This is a genomic window from Roseovarius sp. S88 (genome assembly GCF_037023735.1).
Taxonomy (GTDB): domain Bacteria; phylum Pseudomonadota; class Alphaproteobacteria; order Rhodobacterales; family Rhodobacteraceae; genus Roseovarius; species Roseovarius phycicola.
In genome coordinates, this window is sequence record NZ_CP146069.1 from 1,066,657 (window position 1) to 1,088,645 (window position 21,989).

The window sequence follows — 21,989 nt, forward strand, 5'->3', positions numbered from 1 at the left end:
ACAAAAAATGAAATTTTTGCGTGATATTATTGAAGAAAAGCGTGCAGCCCGCGCCGGCGACGAGGCTCCGAACGCGCAGGCCGCCGAAGCGCCCACACTGGATATACCATCCGTCAATGACACAATGGACCGTGATGTGGCCCAACCAGCGCCGAACGGGTCTGCGGATGAGATGGAATTTGATCTCAAAAGCCTTGGGCCGACACAAAGCTATGATGACGACGAAGGCTGGGTTGGTGATACGGCAAACGAAGGGGCTGCGATCAATGGGGATCTCTGCGGCTTGCATGACATGTTTGCCGATACCGAGACCGATGAAGGCGAAGCGGAGACGTCGGAGGCGTTGAACCTGCAAGGGTTTGAAGTCAAGCAAGAGGCGGACGCCGAAGACGAAGCGGATGCCGAAGAGCCAAGCCTTTCCGACGCGCTGGAAGCTGCGGTCGCTGACCTTGAAACGCTGCAGATCGAGTCTGAGACTGAGATGGACATCGATGCTTCGGAAGATACGAGCGAAGACGCTTGGGCAGAAGGCGACATGCCTGAGACGGAGATGTCCGACGACGCGTTGGAGATGGCGGAAATCGAACAAGACGCGATGACCGAAGCTGCCTCTGACGATCTGTCGGAAGGTGCCACATCCGAGGACGAGTTCTCCGAGGACGACAGTGCCTTGGACATTGATGAAACGGATGATCCCGAAGATGTGGCTGAGATCGAGGAAGTTGAACTGGACGCCTCGGAACCTGAGCTTGGTGTGGATGAGGAGGATATCTCTACAGTTGAAGAAAGTGAAGTCGCCCCAGAGGTTGAAGCCGTGACGGAGGCTCTGAAGGCGGAGGACGCGACGGACGAAGCCAGCGAAGATGATCGTGCGGCCCCTGAAGCGATTGACGAGGCACAGCCCGAGATTGCCACAGATGCCCCAATGGCTGTGCCACTTCCAGCGGCCGGACGTGGGTCTGGCGGGCGTTCGGGGCGTGTGAAAACCCGTATCTTGGGCTTTACAGCGCCTTCGACCACCAGCGAGGATCCATTCGAGAAGGCTGGCGTGTCGGCCAAACCGACAGAGGCTTCGGCAAGCTTCCCGGTGGGATGGCTTGTGGTTGTTGACGGACCGGGCCGCGGCACAGCATTCACCATTTTTGATGGCGTGACGCAGATCGGGCGCGGCGAGGATCAAACCGTACGTCTGAATTTCGGCGACAATTCGATCTCGCGAGAGAACCACGCCGCGATTGCCTATGACAATGAGCAACAGACCTTTTTCATCGGTCACGGTGGCAAGGCCAACCTGGTCCGGGTGAACAATCGTCCTGTGCTTAGCACGGAAGAGCTTCAGTCAGAAGACAAGGTGCGTATTGGCGAAACCACGCTGCGTTTTGTGGCGTTCTGCGGTGCAAACTTCTCGTGGGGTCACGACGAGGACGTCAAACATGCCTCAGCCCAATAAAATTCATTATGACGCGGCCTCGGCCATGAGCCTGGGGCGCCGTGACCGCCAGGAAGATGCTGTTGCGATGGATTTCCCGGTGGGCACACCGCACGGCTTTGCTGTGCTGGCCGACGGAATGGGCGGACATGCCGCCGGAGACGTCGCCAGCCAGATTGTCGTGACTGAGATGTTCAGCGAGCTGAAGATGTTGATCAGCGCCCCGAAAGACATGGAACAGAACATCCGCGACAAGCTATGTGCCGCGATCCAGGACACCAACATGTGCATCGAGCATATGGCGAGCTCTTCGCCGAATGTGTCTGTGATGGGGGCTACGGCGTTGGTGCCGGTGATCTTTGGGGAACGGCTTTATTGGGTGTCCGTTGGTGACTCGCCGCTTTTCCTCTTTCGCGAGGGCAAGCTGGAGCGGTTGAACGAAGATCACTCGATGGCACCTCAGATCGACGAGATGCAAACCAAAGGTTTGATCAATCTCGATGAGGCCAAAAATCATCCGGATCGTAGCGCGCTGACATCCGTGTTGGCGGGCAATGACATACCTAAAATTGATTGTTCCGGCGCGCCTGTGTCGCTTCAGTCAGGCGATATCGTTATCGCGGCGAGTGACGGGCTTGAGTATCTCAGCCCTGAGCGGATCGAAGATGTGCTCGCCGCCTATCAAACACGTCCCAGCACCGAGATCAGCGCCGCCCTGCTGCGTGAAATCGAAGCCTTAGATGACCCCGATCAGGACAATGTATCGCTGTGCCTGATCAAAGTGAAAGGCGAGGAACAGGATCACGCCGCTGTGCCCGATCCGATTGCCGCCGTAACCCGAATTGTTCAGGCCGACCAGGCGTCGCGCCCGTCTTCTGTCACTGTCCTGTCGCGTAAATCGGGCGGTGCGTCGCAAGTTGTGTGTGTTTCCAGGAAGGTAAAGATGTGACGACGGCACAGACCATAGACTATCTGTCCCGGCAATTGGAGGACGTCCTCGACCACGAGGAAGTGTCAGGCCGGTACAAGACCCTCGGTGCTCAGTTGCTGTCGCAGCTGCGCAAACCAATTCAGATATCTTTTGTCGGCTTACCGGGCAGCGGTAAAACCGGGCTGATTAACATGATGCTGAATGGGTTCAGCGTACCATCTTTTGAAGGGCCTGATGTGGTCGAACTGGTTTATGGACCTGAGGCTGCGACATGTTTTGTCCGAAACGGGGAAACTGTACAACGCGAGCTGGGTATTGTCGAAACGGCACCTGATGGCGAAGGACCCTATCATGTGCGCCTTGAACTGCCGGATGAGGGTCTTTTGGTGCAGTCTTTTGCCGAAATCAGATTGCCCAAAGACGGGTCCAGGCAACAGGCATTGCTTGAATATGCCGTGGGCAGCTCGACCATTCTGATCTGGTGTTCGGAGCTGTTTGAGGAGGCCGAGCAGGCGATTTGGTCCGATCTTCCGGAGCATATCAAGGATCACGGTTTTCTTGCGCTGACGATGGCAGACCGGCAAATGATGAAAGGCCGTCTTACAGATCGCATTGCGGAACTGGAAGAATTTGTTTCAGACGAGTTTTTTGGCCTCTACCCGATTGCCACGCTACAGGCCATCACAGCCCGCAGCGAGCCAGGTCCGCAAAATGGCGACATGTGGAAACACAGCGGTGGTGAGGCGCTTTTTGATGCGATCACGCGGCAGGTCTCGCTGGGTCGCGGAGAAGATGTTGATCGTGTAAAGCTCCTGTTGGAACAGCTGGATGTTGAGCCGGAAAACGTGTCGGCTCCGGCCCCTGATAAGGTTGTTGCCAGCGCCGCGCCCAAGCCGATGGGTAAGTTGCAGCCCGATGCCGCCCTAACCAAGCGCGATGCGCTGCAGAAATCGCTAATCCGCCTGACCAAAGGGGCCGAAGACATGTTGCAGGACGTGTCTGGCCTGGAAGGCGATGACTGCAACGATGTGCTTGAAAACTGTCTTGAGACCGTGCGCGACATGTCGGACATGCTGTCTGAGGCGGCAGGTAGCGACCCGTCGCTGACAGAATTGCTCGAAGAGGCACAGGAAGGCGAAAACATGCTTTTGCTCTTCCAGCTTGAGAAAGACGAAGGCGCCGCGGCGGATGCCGTGACGCTTATGTTGCAACTGAAAAAGGAAATAACGGCACACGCGCAAGCGTGACAAAGGATGACCTCCGTAATGCCACCCGCTTGACAGAATTTTGTGGGACAGATGCGATCCCTGCCGCGGATAAAACAATGAATGTAGAAGTTCGAAAAACCGAAACGACCGAGTTGCGCAAGGCCCCGCGCCCCGCCACGTTGAGTGCGGGGCTTGAGCTTTTGGAGCATTTCGCAGAAGACACGAAACGCGTTGACGAAGCCCTGCAAACACTTGCCGCGCTGACCGGCACGAACAGCGCCAAGGCCGTGGCGCGGTTGCGCAAGGAGCTGGCAGAGTTCGAGCCGACCATCACCGTGCTGGGCCAGGTCAAGGCAGGCAAGACCGCGTTGGTCAATGCCATGGCCGGGTGGTCCGATCTTTTGCCGTCGGACGTGAACCCGTGGACCTCTGTTGTCACTTCGTTGCATCTCAAGCCAGGTGAATCCCGGTCTGAAAACGGGGCGTGCTTCAAGTTCATGACCGACGATGAGTGGGAACGCCTGCTCAACAAGGGCGGTCGTATGGGCGAGTTGGCCAGCCGCGCTGGTGCCGAGAGTGAGCTGCAGAAGATCAGTGAGCAGATTGAGATCGTACGCCAGAAAGCCCGGCATCGGTTGGGCAAGAAGTTTGAACTCTTGATCGGGCAAGAGCATGATTATGGCTATTTCGACAAGAACCTGCTGGAGAAATACATCTGCCTCGGCGATGACTTCGATGGCGATGAAGAGGTCAGTGCCGATCAGGAAGAGCAGGGCCGCTTTGCCGAAATCCTGCGGTCTGCCGATCTTTACCTGAACAGCACGACCGTGCCGAGCAACCTGTGCCTGCGCGACACGCCGGGTGTCAACGATACCTTTATGATGCGCGAGCAGATCACGGTGCAGGCTATTCGTGACAGTAAGCTTTGCGTTGTTGTGCTGTCGGCGAACCAGGCACTGAGTTCCGTGGATATGGGCCTTATTCGCCTCATCTCGAACCTCAAATCGCGCAATATCGTGATTTTCGTCAACCGCGTGGATGAGCTTCAAGCCCCTGCGCAGCAGGTGCCAGAAATTGAGCGCAGTATCCGCCAGACTCTGCGTCAGAAACGGGCTCCTGAAAACATCGACATCATTTTTGGCAGCGCCTATTGGGCCAATGCCGTGCTGTCTGGTGATGTGCAGAAGATGCCGCAAGAGCGTATCAAGGCGCTGCTGAAATGGGCCGAAACTGATCGTGATATCAAGTGCAGCGAAACGGAGCCTTTTGAAATTGTTTGGGAATTGTCTGGTCTGCCGTCCTTGTTCCGGGCCTTGTCCGAACGCATTGTCATGGACATCGCCAATCCATTCCTGAGCAAAATCACCACCACAGCTGTGAGCCTCGCCACAGGTCAGCAGGCGGTGTCCAAGGTCCAGCTTGGCGAAGCCAAGGGCACGTCGATGACACCCGAAGAGGCGCTCTTTTCGTTTGACCGGATCGCGGATCAGCACACGCAGGCCCTGCAACGTGACTTGGTTCAGGCAACAGAAGATTATTACGCCCGCGCCGATCGTGCCCATGATCAGTTCATTGAGCGCGCCACACAGTCGCTCATTGCACATCTTGAACAGTGGGGGCCGTCGGATGGCTGGAAGTATGATCCCACAGGGCTTCGGCTTTTGATGCGGTCGGCGTATTCGGTGTTTGGTAAGCGCGCCCAATCCATCGCCGAACAACATTTTGACGCGGCCCTTGCGGATATCGCAGAGATTTACAGCTCTACATACGGGGAAGCTGTGGCAGGTTTTCAACTTGCCGCTCCCGCCGTGCCAAGTACGCCCCCGCCGATTTCTTTGGGTCAAACAATTGCGCTTGATTTCCATGATGGCTGGTGGGTCTCTTGGTGGCAGCGGCTTCGGGGATATGAAACATTTGCCCGCAAGTTCCGTCAGCTCATTGCCGATGAAACCCAGGACTTCATGGCACAGCTGAAAACCATCCAAACCCAGGAAGTACGGGATCAGATCCTGGCCACGCTGCGTCTGTTCCTGGACGATCAGAAAGACATCCTGTCCGACATCGGCAAGGGCACGGATGCCGATGCCAAAGTGCAGAGCCGGATGGGCCGAAGCACGCATGCCACGCAGACAGAAATCCTCGATGATGTGCTGTCTGTTTTGCGCGGTTATGCGGGCTGAGAAAGGAAAAACCAAATGACAGCCATGACCAACATGAGCGAAACCGAGGCACAATCCGAGCGCAAGCCGCGCGTCGCCCTGATGGGGGAGTTCAGTGCGGGCAAAAGCACTTTGCTTAACATGTTGTTGTCACAAGCATCTTTGCCTGTTCGCATCACCGCAACCAGTGTGCCGCCTGTGTGGATCGCCTATGGAGAACCGGCCGCGGCGCGTGTGACCCACGATGATGTTCAAGAAGACCTTCCAGTGGGCGAGATCGCCGATACCTCTCTGGAAGACACCAAGTACATCCGCCTTTGGCTTAAATCAGACGTTTTGGAATTTTGTGATCTGTTTGATCTGCCTGGAATTTCCGACCCGAATATGGATCGCGAGGTTCTGATGGCGGTGTTTGACGAGGTGGATTCAGTGATCTGGTGCACCCATGCCACGCAAGCCTGGCGCCAATCTGAGGCGGCCACTTGGGAAGAGCTTTCGGCGCGCACCAAGGGGCACAACCTTCTGGTGATCACACAATTTGACAAGATCACGTCCGATCGCGACCGGATGCGTCTTTTGTCCCGGGTGGGCAAAGAAACCGAAGGGCAATTCGATGCAATCTTTCCGCTCGCATTGCTCGACGCAACCGAAGCCAAGGACAAAGACGCCTGGATTCAAAGCGGTGCTGCTGCGTTTTGCGAGCATCTGATCGATGATCTGATGAAGCGCGAATTGATTGAAGAGACGCAAGACGCCTTGTCGGAGGATAATGACGGTCTTGCGGAGATCGAGCCGTTGGAAGATCCCAATCGGATCATTCCAAAACGTGTCTCTCGTCCGAAACCCAAGGATGGTGCCGCGCGGGTCCGTCCGCCAGCGGGAGAAACTGGATCGGAACATTCTGATCTGAAAAATGCCGATGCCTGAATGTATTGGGCATAACCGACAGCAGGGGGTCTGCTGATGATGGAGTGGTGGGAATGAATATTGAGCAGGTATTAGACGCAGGGCGCAAGTCGGTCGCGGGATGTTCCGTGGCCGCCTTTGGCGATACCTCCGCGCGTCTGATCCTGCGGGCCAGCCATCGTGAAGGCATTCGCCGCGAATATCTTGATGCGCTGTGTGACCATGCCGCAAGTTGTTTCGATTTGCTGGATGCTACATGGGATGTGCCTGGTCTTGAAGAGGGCGAATGCTCGACGCTCAACGAGGCGGCCATTCTGGCCAAGGGTGAGACAATGGTATTCGTGCGGTCCGATCATTCGCAATCAGAGTTCCTGTGTCTGGTGACAGATGACCCGCAGGCCGCCCCGAAACTTTTTTCTGCAGCGCATCGCGCCTTGCAAAAAATCTCGGCAGTACAGTGATGGCGACCCAGGTGGCAAAGGCAGAGATCATACCAAAGGAACGGCCCGCACTAGACCGGGCCCTGAAACGGTTGGCTCGACCCGAACGGTTGATCTATGGCGCGCCCATAATGGCCGGAACAGGCAAACATGATCTTCTCTGCGCGGTTTTGCGCGAAATCGATGAGACGATCCTGCCGCGCGAGATCATCATAGAATGTCAGGTCTTTGGCACCATGCGGCTCAGCGTGTCCAACCGCCGTTTGGCTGCTATTCGATTTGATCATGACGTGGATCAAACACCGATGGTCGAGGCCGAAGACAGCCAGGACATGGCCAAGCAGTTTGCCCAGATCCTGACGCAGGCGTTCGACACAAGCAAAGAGGCACGTATCGTCCGCCCCCGGCGTCTTCCACCGGGGACAAGCTTTAACATGTCGTGTTCGTGTCAAAGCCTGGCAGATGCGGCTGGTATCGAGGATTTTCGGCTAGCGCCTGCAGTGGAGGAAGCGCGGTTTGATGATGTAATCCAAGGGGTTGCCAGGGCTTTGGTGAAAACCAATGGGGACTTGGCTAGCTACGCAACGACCGGATCACAAGGCGAGGTGGACTTGTTAAAGGAGTTCCACAGCAATTTCCAAAACGGCCACAGCGCGCGTGGACATGCGCGGCGTCTGAACCTTGATGAACCTCAATGTCTGATGGTGCCTTTGGCCAACGCAAGGACCATCGTCCTGACCGTGGGCGAGGAAGGTCACATGTTGGCTTTGGTCCCCAACGAAGATACGCCGCGTTTGACACAAGCATGGCACGCAGAGCGCAACGCCCTCACCACCAGCTGATTTCAAACCGGGCGATGCGCATTTTGACGCAGCTTGGCTCATTTACACATCCGTACAGGCATCCCCTTCGTATTTGTTTACGGAGGATAAAATGGCGAAGTCTTTTACAGGCGAAACGCTTTTGATTGTCGAAAATGACGACGTGTTTCGCGAGCAGTTGACCAAAGTGATGCGCAATCGGGGCTTTGACACCGTTGCGGCCTCAGGGCTTGAAGAGGCAAAGGCGGCCATCATGACGCGCGCGCCTGCGTTTGCGGTCATCGATTTGCATCTGGATGACGGTTCGGGGCTGGAAGTCATTGAAGAGCTCAAAATGTACTCAGCCGAAGCACGTGCGGTGATCCTGACTGGATATGGGAACACGCCTACGGCCGTTGCGGCAGTGAAGCTCGGTGCAGTTGACTACCTCGCCAAACCTGCAGATGCCGATGAGATCATCGATGCGCTCTTGGCGGCTGATGGGGTCATGCCACCTGCTCCGGAAAACCCGATCTCGCCCGAAGAGGCCAAGCGCGTGCATATCGAGCGGTTTTTGGAACGGACCGATGGCAACATCACAAAGACAGCCCGCCTTTTGAAAATGCATCGCCGCACACTACAACGTATTTTGAAACGCACACCAGATATCGGACAGGACAGTGGCTGAGGCACGGAAACAATCCGCGTGTGATCTGACCGTGTATTTTGACGGGAGCTGCCCGCTATGCCGTGCGGAAATTGATTATTTTCAAAATCGCACGACACACGGGGCCGTTCATTTTGAAGACGTGTCGAAGCCTGATGCCAATCTCGCGCATGGGTTGGATCGGACACAGACGATGAAGCGGTTTCATGTGCGACGCAGTGACGGCGTGGTTTTCTCCGGTGCCGCTGGTTTTGCCGAGATGTGGGCACGGGCGCCGGGATGGCGATGGTTTGCACGCCTGGCGCATGTTCCGGGTGTGCTTTGGGTCATGGAACGCGGCTATCGCGGGTTTTTGGTTTTGCGTCCTTTGCTCATCCGCGTTTTAAGCACGGTTTTGCGGCGCAAAACGCAATCTGCAAAGGTTCCGGACGCATGACGAAGATGTCTCCTGAACAGCGCGGCATTGCCATTCCCATCGGCCGTTTCAATCGTCTGGCGCGACTTGGCGGTGTGACCACAGCCGTGGCAGGCAATGTGGCAGCCAAAGGTGGGTTCGAGCTGTTGCGCGGGCGCAAGCCGAGGATTTCCGATCTTCTGCTAACGCCGGGCAATGTCTCACGCATCGCGGAGCAACTGGCGCGCATGCGTGGAGCGGCGATGAAGGCCGGGCAGCTCTTGTCGATGGAGACCGCGGATATGCTGCCGCCGGAGTTGGCGCAGATCATGGGGCGTCTACGGGGTGAGGCGCATTTCATGCCGCCATCACAACTCAAGAAAGTGCTCACGGCCAACTGGGGACCGGATTTTCTGAAAACCTTCAAGCGCTTCGATGTTCATCCCATTGCCGCGGCCTCAATTGGACAGGTGCACCGCGCGCAGACCAAAGACGGGCGCGATCTGGCGATCAAGGTGCAGTATCCCGGTGTGCGCGACAGCATCGATAGCGACATGCGCAATTTGGGGATGATTTTGCGCGCGTCGGGAATGTTGCCAAAGGGTTTTGATCTTGACCGATTGCTTGCGGACGGGACGGAACAACTGCGCGAGGAAACGGATTACAGTCGCGAGGCCGAAGCGCTCGAACGGTTCGCCGTGCATCTGCAGGACCATACAGTCTTCAAACTGCCATCTGTGCATAAAGACCTGAGCACAAAAGATATTCTTGTGATGGATTATCTCGAAGGTGAGGCCATTGAAGAGCTGGAGAGCACCGGTCAGGCAGTGCGGGATCGGGTGTCGACAGAGCTGATTTCGCTCACCTTGCGTGAGGCGTTTGAGCTGCGCGACATGCAGACCGATCCGAATTTCGCCAACTACCGGTATGCGCCGGGGACCGGCCAAATCATTCTGTTGGACTTTGGTGCGACACGACAGTTCAGCCGAGCGCTGTCTGCCGATTACTTGGCTTTGTTTCAGGCGGCGGTTGCGTCTGACAACGAGGCGGCCTTTGCCAAGATGGTTGAGATCGGGCTTGTGGGGGCGGATATGTCCGCGTCTGATCGCGCGCATATTCTACGACTTTTTGATATCGCGGCAGAGCCGCTACGCGCTGGCGGGGTGCTGGATTTCGGCACCTGCGGGCTTTTGGTGCATTTGCGACGCGAGGGGTTGGTTCTGGCCGAAGAGCAGGTGTCTATTCATGCACCACCCACCGATACGCTGCTCTTTCAGCGTAAAGTGCTGGGCTGTTATCTACTGGCCGAGCGTTTGCGTGCGCGGGTTGATCTTACTCCGCTTATCGCGCGTTACTGTGCGGCTTAGACCGCCTGCATTTTTCCGAACAGAAGCGCACCTCATCCCAAACCTTGGCCCATTTCTTGCGCCAGGTGAATGGTCGCCCACAGGTGGCGCAGTGTTTCTGAGGCAAATCGGGTTTCTTACGCGTTTTCATGCGGCGTCATCCCCAAGAGGCAGACTAAGCTGGCGGGTGTTCGTTTTCTTTCGCCCGCGTTGCCCGCGATTGGGAATGCCGCTTTTGCGGCTGCCGTGTTTGGTTTGAATGGCAACTGCCATGGTTTTGTATTCGACTCCACGCCGGATGGCCCAAACCTTGTCTCGTGCCTCACGTGCGGCTGTGAGGTGATCCACGATGGGGTGAGGATAACGCTTGCCGAGGACAGAGCCTGCATTCTCGGACTTCCACGGCTCGTGTAGATACGCGTTGGAAATGTGCGCCAGTTCCGGAACCCAGCGGCGGGTGAAGCTGCCATCAGGATCCTGATCAAACCCTTGTTTGACGGGGTTATAGACCCGCACCGTGTTGATGCCCGTGGTGCCCGACTGCATTTGCGCCTGGCTCCAGTGAATACCCGGTTCATAATCGGTGAACATCCGTGCCAGATGTAGGCCGGGTGCGCGCCAATCGAGCCAGAGGTGATAGCTGGCCGTGGCCATCACCATGGCGCGCATTCGGAAATTGAGCCAGCCGGTAGCGGCCAGGCACCGCATGCAAGCATCAAGGAACGGCAGGCCAGTTTCGCCCTTTTGCCACGCTTCAAGTCGCGTCGCATCGGGCGTAGAAGGGCGAAGGCCATCATAGGCCGGGTGCAGATTGCGGTTCTCCAGACTGGGTGCATCTTCCAGCTTTTGCATGAAGTGGCAGTGCCAGTGCAGTCGGCCATTGAAAGAGTTCATTGAGCCGCGCCATAGCTTCGTCTGAGGTCCGCCTATGGTTTTCAGTCGAACCTGCCGCGCCCATGTGGCTTGCGCCGCCTCTCGCATGGACAGCGTACCCCAAGCCAGATGCGGAGAAAGGCGGGAGCAGGATGTGGCACCTTTCGACGGAGAGGACATGTCGCTGCGGTAGGTCTCGCCACGCTTTGTCAGAAAGCTTTCGAGTGTTGAGAGCGCGGCACGTCGCCCGCCTGTTTGCCGCTCCGGGCAAGGATCGGGCACGAGGCCAAGATCGGTAGCAGACGGGATATGCTCATGATCTGCGGAAACCGGCTCGAGGTGGGGCGGTGTAGTCACTGGTTCGCTCATGAAGCTGTCCCAGTTTTTGGCCCATCCATTGCGAGAGCCGAGCTTGCGGACGACCCCATGATTGCGCAGCTCGTGCCAGGGCAAGCCTTGCGCCCGACACCATGCGGCGACCCTCTTATCCCTTTGAAAGGTCCAGTCATTCCCGGTTTCTTCATGCGACCAAAGGGTGGATACACCATGCGTGTCGTGAAGGATCTGCAAGACATCCACCACCTCACCGATACGGATCACCAAAGGCTGACCCAACTGAGCGAGAGACGCGCTAAGCTTGGTCAAGCATTCGGTAATAAACGCCCATTGCCGAGCGGACATGTCGGGCTCTTGCCAGAGCGCTGGCTCAACGATGTAAAGCGGCAGGACAGGGCCAGCCTTGGCCGCCTGAGCCAGGGCGCGGTGGTCATCGACCCTCAGATCGCGTTTGAACCAGACAACTTGCATAAAAAAACCTGTGACACCTTTAAGGGTGTCACAGGACCTAGCGCGCTTTGTGACCTTGGCAGCGTCTTCTCCCGTAAAAAAGACGCTGCCGCTCCTCCCTCGCCGCTAGAAATCGACTTCGATGGCTTTGCCCTGCGCGACGGCCATATCCACAACGCTTGCGGCGACCGCGAGATCCTGAAGACCCACTCCAGTTCCATCGAAAAGCGTGATCTGATCCGCGCTTTCGCGTCCTGGATGGGTGCCGTTGATCACCGCGCCGATCTGGTGCACGTCTCCTTCGGAGATCAGGCCCTGACCCACCGCGTGCTGTGCTTCGCCGATGCTGATGGACTGCGCGACTTCGTCGGTGAACACCGTGGCCTTTTGCAAGAGGGCCGGTTCCACCTCTTGCTTGCCAATGGTGTCTGTTCCCATGCAGGCCACATGCGTGCCTGGGCTGACGTGATCGGCCATTAGGCTGGCGTTGAAGGAAGAGGTGATCGAGATGATCACATCCGCCTCGGTCATGCCGCTTAGCTCAACCGCTTCAAAGGGTAGACCCGCCTCGGTCGCGACCTTTTCAATGTTGGGCAGCATGTCAGGGTGGTAGTTCCAGCCAATGACTTTCTCAAAGGGGCGCTGTTCCAATGCCTGACGCAGTTGGAATGTGGCCTGATGACCTGCGCCAACCATGCCGATCACCTTGGCGTCTTCCCGTGCGAGATGCTTGATTGAGACGGATGAAGCGGCGGCGGTCCGTAGCGCGGTCAGAAGATTGCCGCCCACCATTGCTTTGGCCTTGCCCGTATCCGGATCAAACAGGAACACGGTAGATTGGTGATTGATGATGCCCTTGGTTTCAAGGTTGTTGGGCCAATAACCGCCTGCTTTCAGTCCAAGGGTTAAGCCCGCCCGGTCGAATCCGCCCTTGAAGCCATAGAGCGCATCTTCGTGGCCAATCGCTTCGCGCACCACGGGGAAGTTGTAGGCGTCACCCGCCGCCATCGCGCCGAATATCTTTTCCACCGCATCAAAGGCAGCTTCGCGTGTCATAAGGTCCGCGATTTCGCGTTCGGGTACTATGATCATGGTCTTTCCTTGCAAAAACCCGAGGTCAGCAGCGCCGACCCCGGGTCGTTATTTGTATTGATATGCTTAGTACGCGCGGCCGCGGGCCGAGACGGGCCAGACGGTTTCAACCTGACCACCGCGCACACCGACATACCAGTCATGTACGTTGCAGGTTGGGTCGCAATGACCTGGCACGAGCTTGAGCTTGTCATTGACCTTGAGTGCACCGCTTGGGTCTGCGACAACGCCATGTTCGTCCGAGCATTTCACGTACTCAACGTCATCGCGCCCGAAGATGAAGGGCAGGCCACTGTCGACGGATTGCGCCTTGAGCCCTGCATCCACAATAGCCTTGTCGGCTTTGGCGTGGCTCATCACAGACGTCAGGATGAAGAGCGCGTTTTCCCATTCGCCCTGGTCAATCCGCTTGCCGTCTTTGTCCAGGATGCGGCCATAGTCGGCATCCATGAAGGCGTACGACCCGCACTGCAACTCGTTGTAAACACCGGATGTGCTTTCGAAATAATATGACCCGGTGCCACCACCGCCAACGATGTCACACTCCAACCCATCGGATTTGAGCGTATCGACCGCGTCTTTGACTTGCGCCACGGCGATGTCGATCTTGGCCTTGCGATCTTCATAATTGTCCATGTGCTGCATCGCGCCCTGATAGGCCTGGATGCCTGCGAATTTCAGACCGGGAGCCGCGTCAATCGCCTTGGCGATCTCAACAACCTCGGGCGTGGTGGTCACACCACACCGACCTGCACCGCAGTCGATTTCAACCAGACATTCGATCTCGGTGCCATGCTTGGTCGCAGCAGCGGACAAATCAGCGATATTTTCCAAATCGTCGACACAGCAAATTGTGCGTGCCCCGAGTTTTGGCATGCGGGCCAGACGATCAATCTTGGCCGGATCGCGGACCTGATTTGAGACCAGCACGTCCTTAATTCCGCCGCGGGCAAAGACCTCGGCCTCGCTCACCTTTTGACAGCACACGCCACAGGCCCCGCCCAGTTCAACCTGCATCTTGGCCACATCCACAGATTTGTGCATTTTGCCATGCACCCGGTGGCGCATGCCATGCGCCTTGGCATAGTCGCCCATTTTCTTGACGTTGCGCTCCAGCGCATCGAGGTCGAGCACAAGGCAAGGTGTTTGAATTTCGGTTTCAGCCATCCCGGGCAGGGCAGGGATGTCAAAGCCAACTTCGTATTGGTCGAGGGTCAGGTTATCTTTCATTGGGTCTCTCCCGAATTATCAAAGTGCGCCAGTCGTATCTGGCCTGGATGGGTTGGGTGTTTGGCTCTCACGAATTCAGCCAAGGCAACAGGTCGAGATCGACATTGCCGCCGGTGATGACCACGCCGACGCGTTTGCCTGCGAAGCGCTCTTTGTTCTTGATGATTGTCGCCAGGGGGACGGCGCAGCTGGCCTCCATGACAATTTTCATCCGCTTCCACGTCAGCTTCATCGCATCCACGATTTCGTCCTCCGACGCGGTCAGAATGTCAGTCACGTGGTTGGACACGAAATGCCAGGTCAACTCTTTGAGGGGTACTTTCAACCCGTCTGCAATCGTGTCGGGTGCGTCATCCGCAATGATGTGCCCGGCCTTGAAGCTTCGATAGGCATCGTCGGCCTGTTCCGGTTCGGCGGCAATAATTTGCGTCTCGGGTGCAATATTGCTCAGCGTGAGGCATGTCCCGGAGATCATCCCACCGCCGCCGATTGGTGCCACAACGATGTCGAGGCCATCGGTTTGCTCCATCAATTCGCGTGAGCAAGTGCCTTGGCCCGCGATCACGCGTGGATCATTATAGGGGTGCACGAAGTTGCCCCCGGTTTTGGCCTGCACTTCAGCGAAAACTTTCTCGCGGCTTGTAGTTGACGGTTCACACTCCGTGATCGTCCCACCATAACCGCGCACCGCGTCTTTCTTGGCTTGCGGGGCCGTACGGGGCATGACCACGTTGCATGGAATTCCTCTGCGACCGGCCGCGTAGCTGAGCGATAAAGCGTGGTTGCCGGAGGAATGTGTGCACACGCCCTTGGCCGCGTCTTCGTCGGACAATCCAAAGACCGCGTTGCTGGCGCCGCGCACTTTGAACGCCCCAGCCTTTTGAAAGTTTTCGCATTTGAAGAACAGTTGCGCGCCAGTCAACTCGTTTAGGTAAGACGACGTCAGAACCGGAGTGCGATGGATGTAAGGCGCTATCCGTTCATGTGCAGCCAACATGTCTTCGAATGTGGGAACGTAGAAATCCAGAGCGTCCTTCATCATGCTGCATCCTTGTGCTGAATCTCGTTTTTGGCGCGGAAGTGTTCCTGTGCCGCGGCAACACCAGAACCAAGTTCGATGTCGAGTCCGAGGTCTTTCATGCACATCTCGGCAGTGCCAATACCACTCAGGGTCATAACGTCTGTGAGACTGCCGAGGTGACCGATGCGGAATACTTTGCCCGCGACTTCGCCCAGGCCCACGCCAAAGGCGACGCCATATGTATTGGCGGCATGTGTCACAATATCCGTCGCGTTGAAGCCTTCTGGCGTACGAATGGCGCTGACCGTGTCAGAGTAAACGTCCGGCGATGCAGCACAGAGCGGCATGTTCCAGGCGGACACTGCGGCGCGCACACCGCCGGCAATGCGGTGGTGTCGGGCAAACACGTTGTCGAGACCTTCATCGAGCAGCATTTTGCATGCCTCATTGAGCCCCTGCATCAAACCGACAACCGGCGTGAAGGGGTATCCGTTATTGGCATAACTGGTCCGCATGTCTTGAATGTCAAAGAATGTGCGGGGCAACATGGCAGTTTGTGTCATCGCCATCGCCTTGGGGCTGAAGCCGACGATGGCCAACCCGGCAGGCAGCATAAACCCTTTCTGCGATCCGGTAACGGCGATGTCGACGCCCCATTCATCAAATCGGAAATCCATCGAGCCAATAGAGGAGACGCCGTCAACATACAGCAGCGCTGGGTGTTTCGCGGCATCAAGTGCGGCACGAATTGCAGCGATGTCCGAGCGCACACCGGTGGCGGTTTCATTATGGGTGGCCAGTACCACCTTGATCTTGTGGTTTGTATCGGCGGTCAGCGCCTCTTCGAAGCGGTCCGCCGGAATACCTTCACCCCATGGTGTCTCAATCACATGAACGTTCAGACCGTGCCGGGTGCACATATCGATCCACCGATGCGAGAACATGCCATTGCGCGCGGCGAGCACAGTGTCGCCTGGGCTGAGTGTATTTGTGAGTGCGGTTTCCCAGCCGCCAGTGCCAGTCGAGGGCAGGATGAACACCTCTGCATCTGCACTTTTCAAAACCTGTCGCACGCCATCGCGGGCTGGATGCAAAATATCTGCAAACAAAGATGACCGATGATCGATCGTGGGCATATCGCATGCTTTGCGCAGGTGTTCAGGAATATTGGTCGGGCCGGGAATGAATACGGGATTTTGAAAACTCATTGTCGCCTCCTCAAGCAATCTGCGGTCAACTTATATGACCAATCTTCTCTTGAAAATTTTTTTGAAATAGTTTTTCATATTGGGTAGAATAGAAAAAAATGCGAAAATACAGCAGGTTGTATTTTTCATTATTTGAAAAACTTTTTCAAAAAAGGTGAGGCATGAATGATCAAGCTAGTTCGAGCCCGATTCTCCGCCGGGCGCGGGGTCGTCCAAGAGGGTGGGACGACAAGACAGAGCAAAACACCATCAAGTCCCTGGACCGTGCCATGGAGGTGTTTGAATTCCTAAGCGAGGATCAGGGCAAGGCGTTGTCGACACTCGCCGCCGATACAGACCAGTCGCCTGCGACACTCTACAGAATTCTGACCACGCTGGAAGGACGAGGATTGGTCGAGTTCGACGCAGAAAGCCAAGTTTGGTATATCGGCGCCCGCGCCTTTGTCATCGGAGCGCGCTTCCTTCGCCGCACCAGCCTGGTGGAACGCGCGCGGCCTATATTGCGCAAACTGATGGAGCGCACAGGAGAGACGGCGAACCTGGGCATTCAAAAAGGCGCGGATGTGCTTTTCCTGAGCCAGGTCGAGACCCATGCAAGCATTCGCGCCTTCTTCCCCCCGGAACGCTTTCGCCGATGCATTCTTCGGGTATTGGCAAGGCGCTTTTGGCTGAGATGGATGATGATCGGCTGACACGGACATTGACGGATCGCTCGCTGGAACCGTTCACGCCACACACGATTACAACGATGGACGCCTTGCGCATCGATCTGGCGGAAACGCGCGCGCGCGGGTATTCCATCGACGGCGAAGAGCGCAATCTTGGCATGCGATGTATCGCAGCGCCGGTGTTTGACATGACGCAAGAGGCCGTCGCGGGGATTTCGGTGTCGGGGCCGACAACCCGAGTGGACCTGCCGAGCACTTCAGAGCTGAGCGCGGCGGTAAAAGATGCCGCAAGAGAGTTGTCTTACGCGGTGGGTGGTGAAGTGGCGCCGCGTTGAGATGACTTTTGATCAGGCCGGATCGTCGCTGGCCTGTGGCACTTCCCAGTGTTCCCCCATGGCCATAATGCAGGAGGTGCCGTTGGTGTAAGTCTGGACGAGGGTCCAGTCCCGGCTGTCGCGTTCGACCCATATCTCGATGACGGAGTCCGGACCACGAAGCCCATATCCAAGTATATCCGCGCCGACTGCGCCAAATAGCTGTTTTTCAAGCCGAGCGGTGTCTTCGCAGACCGTATCGATCAGTTGTGCCTGGCTTGTCTGTGGAAAAAGGGCAAGTGCCCCCAGAATGATGGCCTTTTTCATATCGTCCCCAGTGCTACCCCACTCGCAGTGTAACACACTTATGACGGGATTAGGCCATCGCTAATTCCGCGCAATTCGGAAACACTGTGGTGACAGATTCTGGCCGATTAGGGCTATGCGAAATTTAGGCATAAAATCAGGTGTTTGAGGGGGTGTAATAGATCTGTTGCTTTGTTTCGCATGCCTGCTTTTCAGGTCGTATCGCCAACTGGGCTCAAAAATCGGTCTCCAGCTGAGATGCGAGGGCGGTTTTCGCGGTGTCGGCGATCAGAAATTCCACACCGCATCGATTGCTTGCAAGCCAGCTGGTTTTGCAAGCAAACCGCCCAAACCCGTCTATGACAAGGTCATATCCAACCTCTGGCACCTGGCGCAAAATAAAGGATGCGATCTCTAGGCAGGCTCCACCACCTGACAGGTTGACAACGCGCACTGTAAATTCAGCTGCCGGAGAGGACAGCCTGGCTTCCAATTTGACGTCGTGGCGCACAAACTGACGTTTGCTGTACCAGCTCATCGTAAAGGCCATATCACGCGTTTTTCGGATATTTGCGGTGCCCATTCGGACATCCGGGATATCAAAATCCATCAAATGTTCCAGTGGCTGGTTTGGCATGGGGGACGGGAATTTCGTCGTCCGAATGCAAACTGCTGAGCCAGTCTTCGACCACGTTAGGCCGTTCGACTGATGTTTCTGCCGCGTGAACAGGTGGAAGGGACACGCCTTGTGCTGCGGGTGTTTTGAAACGCTGTAGATTTCCAACCAACGCAATTGATTTTTCGCTGAGCGTCACAGCCGCGGCATTGGTTTCCTGGGCGATGGCCGCATTTTGTTGTGTGACGGTATCCAGCTGACCAACACCGCTGTTGATCTCTGAAAGCCCCGTTGCCTGTTCACGCGCCGCGCCTGCGATTTCCGAGACATAGCCCTGAAGTTCCACGGTCATGGTCAAGATGTTTTCAAGCTTTTCTCCAGTGGAGTTGACGAGTTTGCTTCCCGTTTCGACATGAGAAGAGCTCTCGGTGATCAGGGCTTTGATCTCTCGCGCCGAGTCTGATGCTTTCTGAGCAAGTGAGCGCACTTCGGACGCAACAACAGCAAACCCTTTACCAGCATCACCCGCTCTGGCCGCTTCAACACCGGCATTCAATGCCAGCAGGTTTGTCTGAAACGCGATGTCGTCAATGACGCCAATGATCCGACTGACATTGTCGCTGCTTTTTTCAATCGCCTGTACGGCGCTGACCGCGTCCCTGACGATTTGAGCACCACTTTCCGCGGCCTCACGACTGTTTTGTCCTGCGAGTTCCGCTTGTGACGCACGTTCACTGGTTTGCTGTACGCTTTCGGTCAGCTCATTCAACGCAGCCGCAGATTGCTCAAGCGTCGCCGCTTGCGTCTCGGCGCGCGACGCCATATTCCCTGCGGCTTGATCGATTTCCGCCGCACCCGAACTGACCCCGACGGCCACCTCATTCAATGCCGTGACCATTTGGCCAAATTCATCCAGCACTTGATTGTATGAAACCCGCAGGCCGTCGTAGCCCTGCGGAAAGGGGTCGTCCTTGGGGCTTGCAATGTGTTGCGACAAGTCGCCAGCCGCCAAACGCTCCAGTCCCTTGGAAATCTCCGATACGACACGTGCTTGCTCTTTTGCCAGCGTTTCAGCGCGCATCGCGTCCTCTTTTTGCTGCTGCGCTTGGGTTTGACGCATTGCGTCGGACGTCCTTAGGTTTTCCCCAAACGCCCTGATGCACCGCGCAATGCTGCCGATTTGGTCAACGCGTTCCGCATGTGGAACCACGGTGTCATATGCGCCATCCGCAATGGCCTGGATCGCTGTCTCTACGCTAGATACCGGACGCAAAACCAATGGAACCACCCATAGAATAACGACCAGGGCCAGTCCAAAAACAAGTAAGGTTACACCCACGCTCAACATGACGCGGTCCCAAAGCATTTCTGTCAGCCGCGTTTTTGGGAAGACGACTTCCAGCGCGCCCACGACAAGGCCATTTGCGCCATGAATGGGCAAAAGTTTGGCCAGATAGGTGGTCCCGGACAAGAGCAGCTCTGTTCGAAGTGTCTCTCCTTTCATCAATTGTGCGCTGACGTCCGCAGGCAGCTGTGTGCTCAAAAGCCGGTTTCCGGACGCATCTTTTAACGTAGTTGAATGGCGAGAAAAGCGATCCGATCCGATGTCGCGCTTGAGCACAGATAGATTGCCAAAAGTTTGTTCCGTCGAATTATCGACTATCGAATGGGTCTGAAAGGACGGGATCACATCCCACTCAACATGATCGACAAGACCAATGTCAGTTTCCCGGCTTGAAAATCCCGAGGATGCGTAATTGGTGCGAAGGTCGAACGCCAACACATTGACACTTACGTCCTGGCTGGTGTGAATTTCATGCATCATCGCGCTTCGAGCGCTCATCGTCAACGCGGATGCGACGGCCAAAACGGATATGAATACCGCCCCGGCAGTTAATGCAATAAGTTGAAATTTCAGAGTTTTCTTTTTGAACATGTCGTGCCCTTCGAACCGGGTGTTGGTTACCTAAGGGGAATGGCACAAAACACTTACACAAGTGTTAGCGACACTTCGAACCGCATCGAAAGTTTAAAACAATTCCACAGAGCTGCTATCGGTAACAGGTGATGTTACGGCCGGGCGCGCACGGTCCAGTTCCATCGGGGTCGCATCAAAGCTGACGGACATTGATCGCCCTGTTGTTGGCGAAAATCGTAAACGCCGCCCGCTGCCTCCCCCCAAATCTTGATATGTGAGGCGAAACCCTTCGTTGCGCGTAAAATCGCACGCAAATTTGGCGTTTTGATCTCCAATATTGCTCAGCCCCTTGACCACTTTCGCCCCTCCAAACAACTGTACTTCAATGCGGTTGCGCTGCGCGCCAAGACGCAGCATGGCATTGATCAGCTGTTCCATGGAATGTGCACCATACTTGATGTTGCGGCTGGCCTTGGGGTCCGTGCCGGGAAGCAAAAAGTGGTTCATTCCCCCCACACGTGTCACCGGATCATGCAGACACGCAGCCACACATGACCCCAGGACCGTTGCAATGACCTCACCGGGTTTGTCCGACACGTAAAACTGGCCCTGGATAATATGCTTTGTCGATTCAGCGGGCAACACGCGACAACATGCTTTCCGATTTGACCGCCGCATTTAGCACTGCGGTCCCAATTTTTCGGAGGGGAAGCATTTCGCAGACACTACCCAATTCCTGGGCCGCGCGCGGCATGCCGTAGACCGCACAGCTTTCGCGATCTTGGGCAATTGTCCAACCGCCGGCGGCTTTTATGTGTTGCATCCCCTTGGCTCCATCCTTGCCCATCCCAGTCAGCAAGACCGCAACAAGATCCGGAGCAAGAGCAACGGCGGATTTGAACAAGACATCAACCGATGGCCGGTGACCGCATTCCGGCGCGTGCGCGCGCAGTCGGCATCTCTGCCCCGACGCGGTAATCGAAAGGTGCTCGGCGTTTCCTGGGGCAAGATAGACGTGGCCGGGCACCAATTCTGCATTCGCCCAAGCCGGAGCGACCCGTGCCGCACAATGACGGTTCAACCTTTGGGCAAGGCCATTTAGGAAACTGCCGTTGATATGTTGCACGACAAGCGTCGGTGGGCACAACACAGGGTAGGTCGACAGAACCGATAGCAGCGCTTCTATCCCACCTGTTGAGGCCCCAATGACCACTGGCTTCCAAACCGTAGCGTCGCAAAATTCCGCATGCGAAGGACCAGTCGTGCTGATCGTGGAGGGCGCGATGTTGAACCTTTGCCGAAGAAAGGCATCAATACCGCCAGCTGCGTTGATGGTTGTTCTATCGGCCCATCCGCCTGAACGAATTTGATGGGCTGTGTCTGCCAGGACAAGGCTCTGAACTCCAAGCATCTCAAGCATAGCGGCAAACATCGGGAAGTCGTTTTGCTTTAGAAACTGTGCGTCATAAACAACGAGATCTGGTTGTTGCTCTTCCGTCATCCGGTATGCGTCAGTCAAGTCGTGCACGCATCCCAGGAACGTCAATCCCGAATTGGGCAACCGTGAGATTGGGACGTTCACGCGCGGAGCGGATTTATGCTCCACAAGTAACACCGTAAAAGCGCGTGAAGATGACAATGGCATATGATCGAGCTTTTCGTAAGGACATCACATCG

General features: G+C 56.3%; 21 protein-coding genes and 1 pseudogene. 11 read left to right on the forward strand and 11 right to left on the reverse strand.

Going from position 1 to position 21,989, the window contains the following annotated elements:
* Positions 1–7: 7 nt before the first annotated feature.
* From RZ517_RS05485 to RZ517_RS05530, 10 genes are all read left to right on the forward strand, one after another.
* A complete protein-coding gene (locus tag RZ517_RS05485; protein ID WP_338550458.1) occupies positions 8–1,450 on the forward strand; it encodes an FHA domain-containing protein in 1,443 nt (480 codons plus the stop codon).
* Positions 1,434–2,378, forward strand: coding sequence for a PP2C family protein-serine/threonine phosphatase (locus RZ517_RS05490; RefSeq protein ID WP_338550459.1), 945 nt, complete (start codon positions 1,434–1,436; stop codon positions 2,376–2,378). The genes RZ517_RS05485 and RZ517_RS05490 overlap by 17 nt, the downstream gene beginning before the upstream one ends.
* Positions 2,375–3,607 (forward strand): hypothetical protein, encoded by a 1,233-nt coding sequence (locus RZ517_RS05495; protein ID WP_338550460.1) that lies wholly within the window; start codon positions 2,375–2,377, stop codon positions 3,605–3,607. Before RZ517_RS05490 ends, RZ517_RS05495 begins: the two co-directional genes overlap by 4 nt.
* 77 nt (positions 3,608–3,684) lie before the next feature.
* Complete coding sequence (locus RZ517_RS05500) at positions 3,685–5,748, forward strand: dynamin family protein (RefSeq protein ID WP_338550461.1); 2,064 nt, start codon at positions 3,685–3,687, stop codon at positions 5,746–5,748.
* Positions 5,749–5,763: 15 nt separating this feature from the next.
* On the forward strand, positions 5,764–6,654 hold the full coding sequence (locus RZ517_RS05505; protein WP_338550462.1) for a dynamin family protein: 891 nt from the start codon (positions 5,764–5,766) through the stop codon (positions 6,652–6,654).
* A gap of 53 nt (positions 6,655–6,707) precedes the next feature.
* Positions 6,708–7,094 (forward strand): hypothetical protein, encoded by a 387-nt coding sequence (locus tag RZ517_RS05510; protein ID WP_338550463.1) that lies wholly within the window; start codon positions 6,708–6,710, stop codon positions 7,092–7,094.
* A complete protein-coding gene (locus RZ517_RS05515) occupies positions 7,094–7,915 on the forward strand; it encodes a hypothetical protein (protein WP_338550464.1) in 822 nt (273 codons plus the stop codon). Before RZ517_RS05510 ends, RZ517_RS05515 begins: the two co-directional genes overlap by 1 nt.
* Before the next feature lie 91 nt (positions 7,916–8,006).
* Complete coding sequence (locus RZ517_RS05520; RefSeq protein WP_338550465.1) at positions 8,007–8,561, forward strand: response regulator transcription factor; 555 nt, start codon at positions 8,007–8,009, stop codon at positions 8,559–8,561.
* 31 nt (positions 8,562–8,592) lie between these two features.
* Positions 8,593–8,976 carry a thiol-disulfide oxidoreductase DCC family protein gene (locus RZ517_RS05525; protein ID WP_338551115.1) on the forward strand — a complete coding sequence of 128 codons (384 nt, stop codon included), beginning with the start codon at positions 8,593–8,595 and terminating at the stop codon, positions 8,974–8,976.
* Entirely contained in the window at positions 8,973–10,301 is a 1,329-nt protein-coding gene (locus tag RZ517_RS05530) for an ABC1 kinase family protein (RefSeq protein WP_338550466.1), read from the forward strand. The genes RZ517_RS05525 and RZ517_RS05530 overlap by 4 nt, the downstream gene beginning before the upstream one ends.
* Here RZ517_RS05530 and RZ517_RS05535 read toward each other — a convergent pair.
* The 6 genes from RZ517_RS05535 to bhcA form a co-directional block, all read right to left on the reverse strand.
* Positions 10,276–10,431, reverse strand: coding sequence for a DUF2256 domain-containing protein (locus RZ517_RS05535; protein WP_338550467.1), 156 nt, complete (start codon positions 10,429–10,431; stop codon positions 10,276–10,278). The genes RZ517_RS05530 and RZ517_RS05535 overlap by 26 nt on opposite strands.
* Entirely contained in the window at positions 10,428–11,960 is a 1,533-nt protein-coding gene (locus RZ517_RS05540; protein ID WP_338550468.1) for a deoxyribodipyrimidine photo-lyase, read from the reverse strand. Before RZ517_RS05540 ends, RZ517_RS05535 begins: the two co-directional genes overlap by 4 nt.
* 105 nt (positions 11,961–12,065) lie before the next feature.
* Positions 12,066–13,031, reverse strand: coding sequence for an iminosuccinate reductase BhcD (bhcD, locus tag RZ517_RS05545; protein ID WP_338550470.1), 966 nt, complete (start codon positions 13,029–13,031; stop codon positions 12,066–12,068).
* Between the two features lie 66 nt (positions 13,032–13,097).
* Positions 13,098–14,261, reverse strand: a complete 1,164-nt coding sequence (bhcC, locus tag RZ517_RS05550) for a 3-hydroxy-D-aspartate aldolase BhcC (protein WP_338550471.1) — start codon at positions 14,259–14,261, stop codon at positions 13,098–13,100.
* Positions 14,262–14,328: 67 nt separating this feature from the next.
* Positions 14,329–15,300 (reverse strand): beta-hydroxyaspartate dehydratase BhcB, encoded by a 972-nt coding sequence (gene bhcB / locus RZ517_RS05555; protein WP_338551116.1) that lies wholly within the window; start codon positions 15,298–15,300, stop codon positions 14,329–14,331.
* Positions 15,300–16,490, reverse strand: a complete 1,191-nt coding sequence (gene bhcA, locus RZ517_RS05560) for an L-aspartate--glyoxylate aminotransferase BhcA (protein WP_338550472.1) — start codon at positions 16,488–16,490, stop codon at positions 15,300–15,302. Before bhcA ends, bhcB begins: the two co-directional genes overlap by 1 nt.
* A 161-nt stretch (positions 16,491–16,651) precedes the next feature.
* On the opposite strand from bhcA, the pseudogene bhcR reads away from it, so the two are divergent.
* Positions 16,652–17,493, forward strand: a pseudogene (bhcR, locus tag RZ517_RS05565) (HTH-type transcriptional regulator BhcR).
* A 12-nt stretch (positions 17,494–17,505) separates the two neighbouring features.
* Here bhcR and RZ517_RS05570 read toward each other — a convergent pair.
* The 5 genes from RZ517_RS05570 to RZ517_RS05590 all read right to left on the reverse strand — a co-directional run bounded on the left by RZ517_RS05570 (position 17,506) and on the right by RZ517_RS05590 (position 21,831).
* A complete protein-coding gene (locus tag RZ517_RS05570) occupies positions 17,506–17,799 on the reverse strand; it encodes a hypothetical protein (protein ID WP_338550473.1) in 294 nt (97 codons plus the stop codon).
* A gap of 214 nt (positions 17,800–18,013) precedes the next feature.
* Complete coding sequence (locus tag RZ517_RS05575; RefSeq protein WP_338550474.1) at positions 18,014–18,388, reverse strand: PilZ domain-containing protein; 375 nt, start codon at positions 18,386–18,388, stop codon at positions 18,014–18,016.
* On the reverse strand, positions 18,378–20,330 hold the full coding sequence (locus tag RZ517_RS05580) for a methyl-accepting chemotaxis protein (RefSeq protein ID WP_338550475.1): 1,953 nt from the start codon (positions 20,328–20,330) through the stop codon (positions 18,378–18,380). The genes RZ517_RS05575 and RZ517_RS05580 overlap by 11 nt, the downstream gene beginning before the upstream one ends.
* A 93-nt stretch (positions 20,331–20,423) precedes the next feature.
* Entirely contained in the window at positions 20,424–20,750 is a 327-nt protein-coding gene (locus RZ517_RS05585; RefSeq protein ID WP_338550476.1) for a chemotaxis protein CheD, read from the reverse strand.
* Between the two features lie 193 nt (positions 20,751–20,943).
* Positions 20,944–21,831, reverse strand: coding sequence for a CheB methylesterase domain-containing protein (locus RZ517_RS05590; RefSeq protein WP_338550477.1), 888 nt, complete (start codon positions 21,829–21,831; stop codon positions 20,944–20,946).
* Positions 21,832–21,989: the final 158 nt, after the last annotated feature.